This is a genomic window from Streptomyces sp. NPDC016309 (assembly GCF_043077235.1).
GTDB lineage: Bacteria > Actinomycetota > Actinomycetes > Streptomycetales > Streptomycetaceae > Streptomyces.
The window spans coordinates 302,661-316,615 of record NZ_JBIBSG010000008.1 but is presented as its reverse complement, the minus strand read 5'-3'; the positions used below and the strand labels follow the sequence as shown (position 1 = coordinate 316,615).

Below are 13,955 nucleotides of genomic sequence, written 5' to 3'. Positions count from 1 at the left end.
GGGCGATTATTCCAGGTTTAAGCCAGTGCCCCGGACGTCAGGCCCCGGTGCTGCCGAACTCGCGCTCCAGGGAGGCGATCTGGTTGGAGCCGAGGCCCCGGACACGACGGCTCTCGGAGATGCCGAGCCGCTCCATGATCTGCTTGGCGCGGACCTTGCCCACGCCCGGCAGGGACTCCAGGAGGGCGGAGACCTTCATCTTGCCGATGACCTCGTTCTCCTGGCCCTGCTTGATGACCTCCTGGAGCGAGGCGCCGGAGTGCTTGAGTCGATTCTTGACCTCGGCCCGCTCCCGGCGAGCCGCGGCGGCCTTTTCGAGCGCGGCTGCGCGCTGTTCAGGGGTAAGGGGCGGAAGAGCCACGCCTACGTCACCTCGGATGTCGAACTGTCGGATACGGACCGGTGAGGAACCTAGTCGGCCCACACCAGGGGAGCAACGAGCAACGCAGTGCACGTTGGCTCTGCGACGGAGACTAGCGGCCATGGCCGCCAGAGTCAGCGAGAACGAAGGAAAAGTCCTGGTCAGCATCGACCTACCCAGACATGTGCGACATAACGACCCGGTTTTGCGCGCAGATTCCGACATGGGGAAGCACGAGCCGGTCGAACGTGAGACGCATCACACCGGAAACACCGGAACCCACGGTCACCCCGAGGTGACCGTGGGCTCCGACCAGGAGCGGAACGGGCGGGTCAGCCGCCGGTCGCCGCCCGCACCTCGTCCGCGTACCGCTCCGCCGCCCCGCGCAGCGCCGCCGCGTCGGGACCGTGCCGCAGCACGCCCCGGCTGACGCTCGGGACCACGTTGCGCACGGCCGCCCCGAAGACGGCCGGCAGGTCGGCCGGGGTCGCGCCCTGGGCGCCGATGCCGGGCGCGAGGAGCGGGCCGTTGATGTCCAGGTCGTACGAGGAGAGGTCGCCGAGCGTGGCGCCGACCACCGCGCCGAAGGAGCCGAGCGGCTCCGCGCCCGCGTTGTCCGCGGCGAGGTGGGCCAGCATGGTGGCGCCGATGGTGCGGCCGGCCGGGTCCTCGGTGCGGACGGCGCGCTGGACCTCGGCGCCCTCCGGGTTGGAGGTGAGGGCGAGCACGAACAGTCCGGCGCCGCTCTCGCGGGCCAGGTCGACCGCCGGCTTCAGGGAGCCGTACCCGAGGTACGGGGAGACCGTCAGCGCGTCCGAGAAGAGCGGCGCGCCCTCCCGCAGGTAGGTCTCGGCGTAGGCGGCCATGGTGGAGCCGATGTCGCCGCGCTTGGCGTCCATCACCACCAGGGCGCCCGCCTCCCGCAGATCGGCGACGGCCCGCTCCAGGACGGCGATGCCGCGCGAGCCGAACCGCTCGAAGAAGGCGCTCTGCGGCTTGAAGACGGCCACCCGGTCGGCCAGCGCGTCCACCACCGTGCGCGTGAAGCGCTCCAGGCCCGCCACGTCGTCCGCCAGGCCCCAGTCGGCCAGCAGGGAGGCGTGCGGGTCGATCCCGACGCACAGCGGGCCACGGGCGTCCATGGCGAGCCGCAGACGGGCACCGAAGGGGGCGAGGGGGCTCATGCGGCGGCCTTCCGGGTGTCGGCGCCGACGGCCTCGGCGAGAGTGGCGTAGGGGGACGCGTGCAGCCGGGCCGCGAGGCCCTTGTGGATGGCGCGGGCGTAGAACGGGCCCTCGTAGACGAAGGCGCTGTACCCCTGGATCAGGGTGGCCCCGGCCAGGATCCGCTGCCAGGCGTCCTCGGCGTTCTCGATGCCGCCGACGCCGACGAGCGTAAGGCGGTCGCCCACGCGCGCGTAGAGACGGCGCAGCACCTCCAGGGAGCGCTGCTTGAGCGGCGCCCCGGACAGGCCGCCGGTCTCGCTGCTGAGGTACGCCGGGGACTTCAGGCCCTCGCGCGCGATGGTGGTGTTGGTGGCGATGATGCCGTCCAGGCCGAGCTCGACGGCCAGGTCGGCGACCGCGTCGACGTCCTCGTCGGCCAGGTCGGGCGCGATCTTGACGAGCAGCGGGACGCGGCGGTCGGTGACCGTGCGGTCGGCGGCCTCGCGGACGGCCGTCAGCAGGGGCCGGAGGGACTCCGTGGCCTGGAGGTTGCGCAGCCCCGGGGTGTTCGGCGAGGAGACGTTGACGACCAGGTAGTCGGCGTGGCGGGCGAGCCGCTCGGTGGACTTCACGTAGTCGGCGGCGGCCTCGGCCTCCGGGACGACCTTGGTCTTGCCGATGTTGACGCCCACGACCGTCCGGAACACCGGCACGCGCGCGTGGAGGCGGGCGGCGACGGCGGCCGAGCCGTCGTTGTTGAAGCCCATGCGGTTGATCAGGGCGCGGTCGGTGACGAGGCGGAAGAGGCGCTTCTTGGGGTTGCCGGGCTGCGGCTCACCCGTGACCGTGCCGATCTCGACGTGGTCGAAGCCGAGCATGGCCATGCCGTCGATGGCGACGGCGTTCTTGTCGAAGCCGGCGGCGAGCCCGAAGGGGCCGTGCATGCGCAGCCCGAGCGCCTCGGTGCGCAGCTCCTTGTGGCGGGGTGCCAGGGCGGCGGCGAGGAACGTGCGCAGCACCGGGACGCGGGCGGCCAGCCGGATCCAGCGGAAGGCCAGGTGGTGGGCCTGCTCGGGGTCCATGCGGGTGAAGAACAGCCGGAAGAAGAGCTTGTACATGTGTGGTGGTGTCCTCATGAGGAGGGGGACACCGTTTCCGGTGTCCCCCTCGCTGCTAGTCGCGGGCCGCGGTCAGGTGCTCGGCGTGTTCCTGGAGGGAACGGACGCCGACGCCGCCGTGGTTGAGCGCGTCGATGCCCTGGACGGCCGCGGCGAGCGCCTGGACGGTCGTCAGGCACGGGACGCCGCGGGAGACGGCCGCGGTGCGGATCTCGTAGCCGTCGAGGCGGCCGCCGGTGCCGTAGGGGGTGTTGACGATGAGGTCGACCTCGCCGTCGTGGATGAGGCGGACGATGGTCTTCTCGCCGTTGGGGCCCTCGCCCTCGGACTGCTTGCGCACGACGGTGGCGTTGATGCCGTTGCGCTTGAGGACCTCGGCGGTGCCGGAGGTGGCCAGCAGCTCGAAGCCGTGGGCGACCAGCTCGCGGGCCGGGAAGATCATCGAGCGCTTGTCGCGGTTGGCGACCGAGATGAAGGCGCGGCCCTTGGTGGGCAGCGGACCGTAGGCGCCCGCCTGCGACTTGGCGTACGCGGTGCCGAAGACCGCGTCGATGCCCATGACCTCGCCGGTGGAGCGCATCTCGGGGCCGAGGACGGTGTCCACGCCGCGGCCGTGCACGTCGCGGAAGCGCGACCACGGCATGACGGCCTCCTTGACGGAGATCGGCGCGTCCAGCGGCAGGGTGCCGCCGTCGCCGTTCTTCGGCAGCAGGCCCTCCGCGCGCAGCTCGGCGATGGTGGCGCCCAGCGAGATGCGGGCGGCGGCCTTCGCCAGCGGCACGGCGGTCGCCTTGGAGGTGAAGGGGACCGTGCGGGAGGCGCGCGGGTTGGCCTCCAGGACGTACAGGATGTCGCCGGCCATGGCGAACTGGATGTTGATCAGGCCGCGGACGCCGACGCCCTTGGCGATCGCCTCGGTGGAGGCGCGCAGCCGCTTGATGTCGAAGCCGCCGAGCGTGATCGGGGGCAGGGCGCAGGCCGAGTCGCCGGAGTGGATGCCGGCCTCCTCGATGTGCTCCATGACGCCGCCGAGGTAGAGCTCGGTGCCGTCGTAGAGGGCGTCGACGTCGATCTCGATGGCGTCGTCGAGGAACCGGTCGACCAGGACCGGGCGGGTCGGGGAGATCTCGGTGGACTCGGCGATGTACGCCTCCAGGCGCGCCTCGTCGTACACGATCTCCATGCCGCGGCCGCCGAGCACGTACGACGGGCGTACGAGGACGGGGTAGCCGATCTCGTCGGCGATGGCCTTGGCGCCGGCGAAGGTGGTCGCGGTGCCGTGCTTGGGGGCGGGCAGTCCGGCCTCGGCGAGGACCTGCCCGAAGGCGCCGCGGTCCTCGGCGGCGTGGATGGCCTCCGGGGAGGTGCCGACGACCGGCACGCCGTTGTCCTTGAGCGCCTGGGCGAGGCCCAGCGGGGTCTGGCCGCCGAGCTGGACGACGACGCCCGCGACGGGTCCGGCGAGGGTCTCGGCGTGGACGATCTCCAGCACGTCCTCGAGCGTCAGCGGCTCGAAGTACAGGCGGTCGGAGGTGTCGTAGTCGGTCGAGACCGTCTCGGGATTGCAGTTGACCATCACGGTCTCGTAGCCCGCGTCGCTCAGGGCGAAGGAGGCGTGGACGCACGAGTAGTCGAACTCGATGCCCTGGCCGATGCGGTTCGGGCCGGAGCCCAGGATGATCACCGCGGGCTTCTCGCGCGGCGCGACCTCGCTCTCCTCGTCGTACGAGGAGTAGAAGTACGGGGTCTTGGCGGCGAACTCGGCGGCGCAGGTGTCGACCGTCTTGTAGACCGGGCGGACGCCCAGGGCGTGCCGGACCTCGCGGACGACGTCCTCGCGCAGACCACGGATCCCGGCGATCTGGGCGTCGGAGAAGCCGTGGCGCTTGGCCTCGGCGAGCAGCTCGGGCTCGAGCTTCTCGGCGGCGGCGAGCTCGTCGGCGATCTCCTTGATCAGGAAGAGCTGGTCGACGAACCACGGGTCGATCTTCGTGAAATCGAAGACCTCCTCGGGCGTGGCGCCGGCGCGGATGGCCTGCATGACGGTGTTGATACGGCCGTCGGTGGGGCGCACGGCCGCGCGCAGCAGCTCGTCCTTGTCGCCGGGCTCGCCGGTGAAGGTGAACTGGCTGCCCTTCTTCTCCAGGGAGCGCAGGGCCTTCTGGAGGGCCTCGGTGAAGTTGCGGCCGATGGCCATGGCCTCGCCGACCGACTTCATGGTCGTGGTCAGCGTGGAGTCGGCGGAGGGGAACTTCTCGAAGGCGAAGCGCGGGGCCTTGACGACGACGTAGTCGAGGGTCGGCTCGAAGGAGGCCGGAGTCTTCTCGGTGATGTCGTTGGGGATCTCGTCGAGCGTGTAGCCGACGGCGAGCCGGGCGGCGATCTTCGCGATCGGGAAGCCGGTGGCCTTGGACGCGAGGGCGGAGGAGCGGGAGACCCGGGGGTTCATCTCGATGACGATGACCCGGCCGTCCTCGGGGTTGACCGCGAACTGGATGTTGCAGCCACCGGTGTCGACGCCGACCTCGCGGATGATCGCGATGCCGACGTCCCGGAGGATCTGGTACTCGCGGTCGGTGAGGGTCATCGCCGGGGCGACGGTGATGGAGTCACCGGTGTGGACGCCCATGGGGTCGAAGTTCTCGATGGAGCAGACGACCACGACGTTGTCGTGCTTGTCGCGCATCAGCTCCAGCTCGTACTCCTTCCAGCCGAGGATGGACTCCTCCAGGAGCACCTCGGTGGTCGGGGAGAGCGTGAGGCCCTGGCCGGCGATGCGGCGCAGCTCCTCCTCGTCGTGGGCGAAGCCGGAGCCGGCGCCGCCCATGGTGAAGGAGGGGCGGACGACGACGGGGTAGCCGCCGAGCGTCTCGACGCCCTTGAGGACGTCGTCCATGGAGTGGCAGATCACCGAGCGGGCGGACTCGCCGTGGCCGATCTTGGCACGGACGGCCTCGACGACGCCCTTGAACAGGTCGCGGTCCTCGCCCTTGTGGATCGCCTCGACGTTGGCGCCGATGAGCTCCACGCCGTACTTCTCCAGCACACCCTGCTCGTGCATGGAGATGGCGGTGTTGAGCGCGGTCTGGCCGCCGAGGGTGGGCAGCAGCGCGTCGGGGCGCTCCTTGGCGATGATCTTCTCGACGAACTCGGGGGTGATCGGCTCGACGTAGGTGGCGTCGGCGATCTCCGGGTCGGTCATGATCGTCGCCGGGTTGGAGTTCACCAGGATGACCCGCAGGCCCTCGGACTTGAGGACGCGGCACGCCTGGGTGCCGGAGTAGTCGAACTCGGCGGCCTGGCCGATGACGATCGGGCCGGAGCCGATGACCAGGACGGACTGGATATCGGTGCGCTTAGGCACGCTCGGCCTCCATCAGGGTTACGAAGCGGTCGAAGAGGTACGCGGCGTCGTGCGGGCCGGCGGCCGCTTCGGGGTGGTACTGGACGCTGAAGGCCGGCTGGTCGAGCAGCTGGAGGCCCTCCACCACGTTGTCGTTGAGGCAGACGTGGGAGACCTCGGCGCGGCCGAAGGGGGTCTCGGACACCTTGTCGAGCGGGGCGTCGACGGCGAAGCCGTGGTTGTGCGCGGTGACCTCGACCTTTCCGGTCGTACGGTCCTGCACGGGCTGGTTGATGCCGCGGTGGCCGTACTTCAGCTTGTAGGTGCCGAAGCCGAGCGCGCGGCCCAGGATCTGGTTGCCGAAGCAGATGCCGAACAGGGGCGTCTTGCGCTCCAGCACGGCCCGCATCACGGAGACGGGGCCGTCGGCGGTGGCGGGGTCGCCGGGGCCGTTGGAGAAGAACACGCCGTCGGGGTTCACGGCGTACACGTCCTCGGCGGTGGCGGTGGCGGGCAGCACGTGCACCTCGATGCCGCGCTCCGCCATCCGGTGCGGGGTCATGCCCTTGATGCCGAGGTCGACGGCGGCGACGGTGAACTTCTTCTCGCCGACGGCCGGGACGACGTAGGGCTCCTTGGTGGCCACCTCGGCGGCCAGGTCGGCGCCCTTCATCTGCGGGGCGGCCTGGACCTTGGCCAGCAGGGCGGCGTCGTCGGCGAGGGCCTCGCCGGAGAAGATGCCGACGCGCATGGCGCCGCGCTCGCGGAGGTGGCGGGTCAGGGCGCGGGTGTCGATGCCGCTGATGCCGACGACGCCCTGGGCGGCCAGCTCCTCGTCGAGGGTGCGGCGGGAGCGCCAGCTCGACGGGACGCGGGCGGGGTCGCGGACGACGTAGCCGGAGACCCAGATCTTCCCGGACTCGGGGTCCTCGTCGTTGACACCGGTGTTGCCGACGTGCGGCGCGGTCATCACGACGACCTGGCGGTGGTACGACGGGTCGGTCAGCGTCTCCTGGTAGCCGGTCATGCCGGTGGAGAAGACGGCCTCGCCGAAGGTCTCCCCCACGGCCCCGTAGGCGCGGCCGCGGAAGGTGCGGCCGTCCTCCAGGACGAGTACGGCGGGAACCTTGGTTCCCCGGGTGGAGGTGGTCATCGTGCGGTGCCTTCCGTCGTAGTGATCATGGTGTTGAGGGTGTCGGCCCAGGTGCCGTGCTCCGCCGCCCGGTCCGAGCGGAAGCCCGAGTCGATCAGCGTGCCGCCGTGCTCCCAGGTGACGACCAGCAGGCCGCCCTCGGTGAGGACCTTGCCCGCGATGCCCTTGTCGAGGCGGGCGCCGCGCAGTTGCCCGGCCGGGACGAAGAAGTCGCGCGCCCCGGGGCGGACGACCACCAGTCCCGCGTCGGTCAGCGTCAGCTCGACCCGGCTGCGGGTGCCCAGGCCGTGGGCGACGATCCGGTCGAGCCACTGCCCGGCGGTGGTGGACCCGTGGTAGCGGCCGCTCATCGTCAGTCTCGCCGCACCGGGCGCGTCCGGCGCGGCGGGGAGGTCCGGCAGACCGGACTGGAGGCTGCCGCGCCACTTCCATCCCTGGCGCATCAGCCAGTAGACGAGGGTGATGAAGAGCAGCAGTCCGGCGACCCAGCCGAGCCGGGCGGCCCAGTCGGTCACCTCGGCGGACTTCTGCTCCGCGGCCAGTTCGATGAGTGTCACGCCAGCTTCCCGTCCATGAGCGTCGCCCGGCCCCGCAGGAAGGTGTGGGTGACACGCCCCGGCAGCTCACGGCCCTCGTAGGGCGTGTTGCGGCTGCGGGAGGCGAAGCCCGCGGGGTCCACGGCTCCACGGTATGCCGGATCGACCAGGGTGAGGTTGGCGGGCTCACCAGCCGAGACGGGGCGGCCGTGGCCGGTGGCGCGGCCGATCCGCGCGGGCGCGAAGGACATGCGGTCGGCGACGCCGGCCCAGTCCAGCAGCCCGGTCTCGACCATCGTGTGCTGCACGACGGACAGCGCGGTCTCCAGGCCGACCATGCCCATGGCGGCGGCGGCCCACTCGCAGTCCTTGTCCTCGTGCGGGTGCGGGGCGTGGTCGGTGGCGACGATGTCGATCGTGCCGTCGGCCAGCGCCGCGCGCAGCGCCATCACGTCGCGCTCGGTGCGCAGCGGCGGGTTGACCTTGTAGACCGGGTTGTACGAGCGGACCATCTCGTCGGTCAGCAGGAGGTGGTGCGGGGTGACCTCGGCGGTGACGTCGATGCCGCGCGACTTGGCCCAGCGGACGATCTCGACGGACCCGGCGGTCGACAGGTGGCAGATGTGGACGCGGGAGCCGACGTGCTCGGCGAGGAGCACGTCCCGGGCGATGATCGACTCCTCGGCGACGGCCGGCCAGCCGCCGAGGCCCAGCTCCGCGGAGACGACGCCCTCGTTCATCTGGGCACCCTCGGTGAGGCGGGGCTCCTGGGCGTGCTGGGCGACGACGCCGCCGAAGGCCTTCACGTACTCCAGGGCGCGGCGCATGATCACGGCGTCGTCGACGCACTTGCCGTCGTCGGAGAAGACGGTGACGCCGGCGGCGGACTCGTGCATGGCGCCGAGCTCGGCGAGCTTCTTGCCCTCCAGGCCGACGGTGACGGCGCCGATGGGCTGGACGTCGCAGTAGCCGTGTTCCTGGCCGAGCCGGTAGACCTGCTCGACCACGCCGGCGGTGTCGGCGACCGGGAAGGTGTTGGCCATGGCGAACACGGAGGTGTAGCCACCGGTGGCGGCGGCGCGGGTGCCGGTGAGGACGGTCTCGGAGTCCTCGCGGCCGGGCTCGCGGAGGTGGGTGTGCAGGTCGACCAGGCCGGGCAGCAGGATCCGCCCCTCGGCCTCGACGACGGTGGCGCCGTCGGCCGGCAGGCCGGAGCCGACCCGGTCGATGGTCTCGCCGTCGATCAGGACGTCCTGGGCCTCGCCGCCCAGCACCTTCGCACCACGGATCAGGATCTTGCTCATGGTTCTTACTTCTCCTCGGTACGGGTGTGGGCGACGGCGGACTCGTTACCGCCGAGCAGCAGGTAGAGGACGGCCATGCGGATGGAGACGCCGTTGGCGACCTGCTCGACGACCGTGCAGCGGCCGGAGTCGGCGACCTCGGCGGTGATCTCCATGCCGCGCACCATCGGGCCGGGGTGCATCACGATGGCGTGTTCCGGCATCCGCGCCATGCGGTCCCCGTCCAGGCCGTAGCGGCGGGAGTACTCGCGCTCGGTGGGGAAGAACGCGGCGTTCATGCGCTCGCGCTGGACGCGCAGCATCATCACGGCGTCGGACTTCGGCAGGGTGCTGTCGAGGTCGTACGACACCTCGCAGGGCCAGGTCTCGACGCCGACGGGGACGAGGGTGGGCGGGGCGACCAGGGTGACCTCGGCGCCGAGGGTGTGCAGCAGGTCGACGTTGGAGCGGGCGACCCGGCTGTGCAGGACGTCGCCGACGATGGTGATGCGCTTTCCGGCCAGGTCCTGCCCCAGGCCGGCGTCCCGGCCGACGAGGCGGCGGCGCATGGTGAAGGCGTCCAGCAGGGCCTGGGTGGGGTGCTGGTGGGTGCCGTCGCCGGCGTTGATGACGGCGGCGTCGATCCAGCCGGAGGTGGCCAGGCGGTACGGGGCGCCGGAGGCGCCGTGCCGGATGACGACGGCGTCGACGCCCATCGCCTCCAGGGTCTGCGCGGTGTCCTTGAGCGATTCGCCCTTGGAGACCGAGGAGCCCTTGGCACTGAAGTTGATGACGTCGGCGGACAGGCGCTTCTCGGCCGCCTCGAAGGAGATGCGGGTGCGGGTCGAGTCCTCGAAGAAGAGGTTGACGACCGTGCGGCCGCGGAGGGTGGGCAGCTTCTTGATCGGCCGGTCGGCGACCCGGGCCATCTCCTCGGCGGTGTCGAGGATGAGGACGGCGTCGTCGCGGGTGAGGTCGGCGGCCGAGATGAGGTGGCGCATCATCGGGGGTTCTCTCCGTTGAGGTGGAGGTGAGGGCCGGAGTGACCTGTTGTCGGACAGGCCCGGCGGGCATGCGGGCGCACGGCGGCACACGCCGTACGACGGGGTCGTACGGGGGTGCTACCGCTCGCCGGCCGGGGCGGTGGGGGCGGTCTCCCGCACACCGAGCAGCACGGTGTCGCGACCGTCCTCCTCGGCGAGCTGGACCTTGACCGTCTCCCGCAGCGACGTGGGGAGGTTCTTGCCGACGTAGTCGGCGCGGATCGGGAGTTCGCGGTGTCCCCGGTCGACGAGGACCGCGAGCTGCACGGCGCGCGGGCGGCCGATGTCGCCGAGCGCGTCGAGGGCGGCGCGGATGGTGCGGCCGGAGAAGAGGACGTCGTCGACGAGGACGACGAGGCGGCCGTCGATGCCGTCACCGGGGATCTCGGTGCGGGCGAGCGCGCGGGCGGGCCGCATCCGCAGGTCGTCCCGGTACATGGTGATGTCGAGGGAGCCGACCGGCACCGGGCGGCCGGTGATCTGCTCGAGCTTGTCGGCGAGACGGCGGGCGAGGAAGACGCCGCGCGTGGGAATGCCGAGGAGGACGACGTCGTCGGCACCCTTGGCGCGCTCGACGATCTCGTGGGCGATGCGGGTCAGGACCCGCGCGATGTCCGGGCCCTCGAGGACGGGGCGTGCGGCATCGGACTGCTGAATGGCGTCCATACGAAACGGACCTCCTTCTCCGCCTCACGGGACGGACCTTAAAGGACGTCGGAATTGCGTCACCCACGGTACCAGGGCCCGGCGGCTGCTCCGCTCCGGCCCGGTGAAGACCGTCGGTACGGACCATTCGGCTTGACGCAGCCAAGTAACGCTGCGTAACCTCACAGTGAGTTACCAGCCTTCGTCCCGGGAGCTATATGTCCAGCGAATACGCAAAACAGCTCGGGGCCAAGCTCCGTGCCATCCGCACCCAGCAGGGCCTCTCCCTCCACGGTGTGGAGGAGAAGTCGCAGGGCCGCTGGAAGGCCGTGGTGGTCGGTTCGTACGAGCGCGGTGACCGTGCCGTGACCGTGCAGCGCCTCGCCGAGCTGGCCGACTTCTACGGCGTCCCGGTGCAGGAGCTGCTGCCGGGCACCACGCCGGGCGGGGCCGCCGAGCCGCCGCCGAAGCTCGTCCTGGACCTGGAGCGCCTGGCCCACGTCCCCGCGGAGAAGGCGGGCCCGTTGCAGCGCTACGCGGCGACGATCCAGTCGCAGCGCGGCGACTACAACGGCAAGGTGCTCTCCATCCGCCAGGACGACCTGCGCACCCTGGCCGTCATCTACGACCAGTCGCCCTCGGTGCTGACCGAGCAGCTGATCAGCTGGGGAGTGCTGGACGCGGACGCGCGTCGGGCGGTCGCCCACGAAGAGGCCTGATCCACGGGCCACCACAGCAGAAACGTTGCCGCCGGGTGCGGGGGAAGCCTTCGGGCGCCCTCCGCACCCGGCGGTTCCGTCATGGGGCCCGTCCCCGGCCTTCCTCCCGCCCCGGGTACGCCGAAGGGCCCGCGGCGCGTGGTGCGCGGCGGGCCCTTCGGCAGGTCGTCGGGATCAGTCCCGGCGGAGCTTCGGCTTGAGGTCCTTGAAGCGGGCCATCATGCCGTTGACGAACGACGGGGACTCGTCGGTGGAGAACTCCTTGGCGAGCTGCACCGCCTCGTCGATCACCACCGCGTCCGGCGTGCCGTCCACCCAGACGAGCTCGTACGTACCGAGGCGCAGGATGTTCCGGTCGACGACCGGCATCCGGTCGAGCGCCCAGCCCTCCGCGTAGGTGGCGATGAGCTCGTCGATGCGGCCGGCGTACTGCGCGTACCCCTCGACGAGCTCCATCGTGTACTCGCTGACCGGCGGCTGCCGGTCGTCGGACCGGGCGTGCCGGACCCAGTCCGCGAGGACCTCCTGCACGGACGCACCGCGCTGGTCGGCCTCGAAGAGGATCTGGAAGGCGCGCTTACGGGCCTTGTTCCGGGCAGCCACGGTTAGCTGTTCACCCGGCCGAGGTAGCCGCTGTCGCGGGTGTCGACCTTGATCTTCTCACCGGTGGTGATGAAGAGCGGGACCTGGATCTGGTGGCCGGTCTCCAGGATGGCCGGCTTGGTGCCACCGGTGGAGCGGTCGCCCTGGACACCCGGCTCGGTCTCCTGGATCGTCAGCTCGACGGCGGCGGGCAGCTCGACGTAGAGCACCTCGCCCTCGTGCGTGGCGACGGTGGCGGTGAAGCCCTCGATCAGGAAGTTCGCGGCGTCGCCGACGGCCGCGCGGGAGACGTGCAGCTGGTCGTACGTCTGCATGTCCATGAAGACGAAGTACTCGCCGTCCATGTACGAGAACTGCATGTCGCGGCGGTCGACGGTGGCCGTCTCGACCTTCACACCGGCGTTGAACGTCTTGTCGACGATCTTGCCGGAGAGCACGTTCTTGAGCTTGGTGCGCACGAAGGCCGGGCCCTTGCCGGGCTTGACGTGCTGGAACTCGACCACGGACCAGAGCTGGTCGTTGTCGAGCTTGAGCACCATGCCGTTCTTGAGGTCGTTCGTGGAAGCCACGGTTGCGGAATCTCCTGGACTGACGCTGGTGGACGACCGAGGCGTGGTGCGTCACGCGCTACAGCGCGAGCAGCTCCTTGGTCGTGATGGTGAGTAGCTCGGGTCCGCCGTCCGCCTCCTGGCGTACGACGAGCGTGTCATCGATCCGGACCCCGCCCCGGCCCGGGAGGTGGACCCCCGGTTCGACGGTGACCGGCACACAAGCGTCCAGTTTACCCATGGCGCCGGGTGCCAACTGCGGGTCCTCCTCGATTTCGAGCCCCACACCGTGTCCGATGACGGGTGCGACGCACTCCGCGTACCCGGCGCCGTCGAGGATCTGGCGGGCCGCGCGGTCCACGTCGCCGTACGCCCGCCCCGGCGCCAGTGACTCCCGGGCGGCGCGCTGAGCGGCGAAGACGAGGTCGTACAGCTCGATCTGCCAGTCGGCCGGCGAGGTCCCGATGACGAACGTCCGGCCGATCTCGCAACGGTAGCCGCGGTAGTTGGCGCCCAGACAGACGGAGAGGAAATCACCCTCCTCGACCCGGCGGTCGGAGGGCCGGTGGCCGCCCCGGCCGGCGTTGGGGCCGGTGGCGACCGAGGTGGGGAACGCCGGGCCGTCGGCGCCGTGGTCGACCAGCCGGCGCTCCAGTTCGAGCGCGAGATGGCGTTCGGTGCGGCCGACGAGGATGGATTCCAGCAGCTCGCCCAGGGCCTGGTCGGTGATCTCCGCCGCGATCCGGAGGCAGGTGATCTCGTCCTCGTCCTTGACGATCCGCTCCTGCTCGATGGCCGAGCCCAGGTCCGCCAGGCGCAGTCGCGGGGCGGCCGCGCCCATCGCGCGGTGCCGGGCCACGCTCAGGTGGTGCTCCTCGACCGCGAGCACGTCCGCTCCGGCCGTGCCGGCGAAACCGGCGGCCGCGACCGCCGGGTCCCCGCCGGACGGGGGCAGCACCACGAGCCGCAGCCACTCGTCGATGCGGCCCTCCACGGGGTCGCCGGACGGCGTGCGGGGGCACAGCAGGACGTCGTCGTCGGCGCCCAGGAGCAGGACGGCGCCCGGGGGCGCGCCGCCCGCGAGATACCGGACGTTGGCGGGGCGGGAGACCAGGGCCGCCGCAGAGCCGGACGCCGCGCACCGGTCGCGCAGCCGCCCTCGTCGGTCCGCAAACACCTCTGACATGCCCCGAGCCTACGAGGGTGGGCGCGCCCCGGCAGGTCGGGCGGGTCCGACCGGGGCGGGGCGCCTCCCCGGGGCCCGGGCGCCCGGGCCGGGCGCGGGCCACGCGGGCGGCTACGGCGGGCGGTCACGGCGGCGGTCACGGCGGGCGCGCATTGTCGCCGACGGGCGCCCGGCGGGCATCCTCCCCGGGCACCGTCGCGACCCGGGGAAATGCGGGGGCCGTCCCTCTGCCGGAGGGAGGAAACGGCCGG

Annotated in this window: 13 protein-coding genes; 1 reads left to right on the top strand and 12 read right to left on the bottom strand. The window is 71.5% G+C overall.

From position 1 onward, the window contains the following. Window positions 1–37: 37 nt before the first annotated feature. From ACF068_RS22095 to pyrR, 9 genes are all read right to left on the bottom strand, one after another. Window positions 38–361, bottom strand: a complete 324-nt coding sequence (locus ACF068_RS22095) for an integration host factor (protein WP_064068014.1) — start codon at window positions 359–361, stop codon at window positions 38–40. Between the two features lie 332 nt (window positions 362–693). Further along, entirely contained in the window at window positions 694–1,545 is an 852-nt protein-coding gene (gene pyrF / locus ACF068_RS22090) for an orotidine-5'-phosphate decarboxylase (RefSeq protein ID WP_392275973.1), read from the bottom strand. Continuing rightward, window positions 1,542–2,645, bottom strand: coding sequence for a quinone-dependent dihydroorotate dehydrogenase (locus ACF068_RS22085; RefSeq protein ID WP_392275972.1), 1,104 nt, complete (start codon window positions 2,643–2,645; stop codon window positions 1,542–1,544). The genes pyrF and ACF068_RS22085 overlap by 4 nt, the downstream gene beginning before the upstream one ends. A 55-nt stretch (window positions 2,646–2,700) precedes the next feature. Continuing rightward, entirely contained in the window at window positions 2,701–6,009 is a 3,309-nt protein-coding gene (carB, locus tag ACF068_RS22080; RefSeq protein ID WP_392275971.1) for a carbamoyl-phosphate synthase large subunit, read from the bottom strand. Further along, window positions 6,002–7,141: a glutamine-hydrolyzing carbamoyl-phosphate synthase small subunit gene (carA, locus tag ACF068_RS22075; protein WP_392275970.1), complete on the bottom strand. Its 1,140-nt coding sequence runs from the start codon at window positions 7,139–7,141 to the stop codon at window positions 6,002–6,004. Before carA ends, carB begins: the two co-directional genes overlap by 8 nt. Further along, the gene (locus ACF068_RS22070) at window positions 7,138–7,698 is read right to left on the bottom strand and encodes a hypothetical protein (RefSeq protein ID WP_392275969.1); all 561 of its coding nucleotides are present in this window, start codon (window positions 7,696–7,698) and stop codon (window positions 7,138–7,140) included. Before ACF068_RS22070 ends, carA begins: the two co-directional genes overlap by 4 nt. Continuing rightward, window positions 7,695–8,981, bottom strand: a complete 1,287-nt coding sequence (locus ACF068_RS22065; RefSeq protein WP_392275968.1) for a dihydroorotase — start codon at window positions 8,979–8,981, stop codon at window positions 7,695–7,697. The genes ACF068_RS22070 and ACF068_RS22065 overlap by 4 nt, the downstream gene beginning before the upstream one ends. A 5-nt stretch (window positions 8,982–8,986) precedes the next feature. Beyond that, window positions 8,987–9,964: an aspartate carbamoyltransferase catalytic subunit gene (locus ACF068_RS22060; RefSeq protein ID WP_392275967.1), complete on the bottom strand. Its 978-nt coding sequence runs from the start codon at window positions 9,962–9,964 to the stop codon at window positions 8,987–8,989. Between the two features lie 117 nt (window positions 9,965–10,081). After that, window positions 10,082–10,669, bottom strand: a complete 588-nt coding sequence (pyrR, locus tag ACF068_RS22055; protein ID WP_392275966.1) for a bifunctional pyr operon transcriptional regulator/uracil phosphoribosyltransferase PyrR — start codon at window positions 10,667–10,669, stop codon at window positions 10,082–10,084. 197 nt (window positions 10,670–10,866) lie between these two features. Between pyrR and bldD the strand changes: the two genes are divergently transcribed. Beyond that, the gene (gene bldD, locus ACF068_RS22050; protein ID WP_064068023.1) at window positions 10,867–11,367 is read left to right on the top strand and encodes a transcriptional regulator BldD; all 501 of its coding nucleotides are present in this window, start codon (window positions 10,867–10,869) and stop codon (window positions 11,365–11,367) included. A gap of 174 nt (window positions 11,368–11,541) precedes the next feature. Here bldD and nusB read toward each other — a convergent pair whose 3' ends face one another. Genes nusB through ACF068_RS22035 form a run of 3 tightly spaced genes read right to left on the bottom strand, consistent with a single transcriptional unit; the run spans window position 11,542 to window position 13,704 of the window. Continuing rightward, window positions 11,542–11,970: a transcription antitermination factor NusB gene (nusB, locus tag ACF068_RS22045; protein ID WP_392275965.1), complete on the bottom strand. Its 429-nt coding sequence runs from the start codon at window positions 11,968–11,970 to the stop codon at window positions 11,542–11,544. Window positions 11,971–11,972: 2 nt separating this feature from the next. Then, the gene (gene efp / locus ACF068_RS22040) at window positions 11,973–12,539 is read right to left on the bottom strand and encodes an elongation factor P (RefSeq protein WP_064068025.1); all 567 of its coding nucleotides are present in this window, start codon (window positions 12,537–12,539) and stop codon (window positions 11,973–11,975) included. Between the two features lie 58 nt (window positions 12,540–12,597). Next, the gene (locus ACF068_RS22035) at window positions 12,598–13,704 is read right to left on the bottom strand and encodes an aminopeptidase P family protein (RefSeq protein WP_392275964.1); all 1,107 of its coding nucleotides are present in this window, start codon (window positions 13,702–13,704) and stop codon (window positions 12,598–12,600) included. Between the last annotated feature and the right edge of the window lie 251 nt (window positions 13,705–13,955).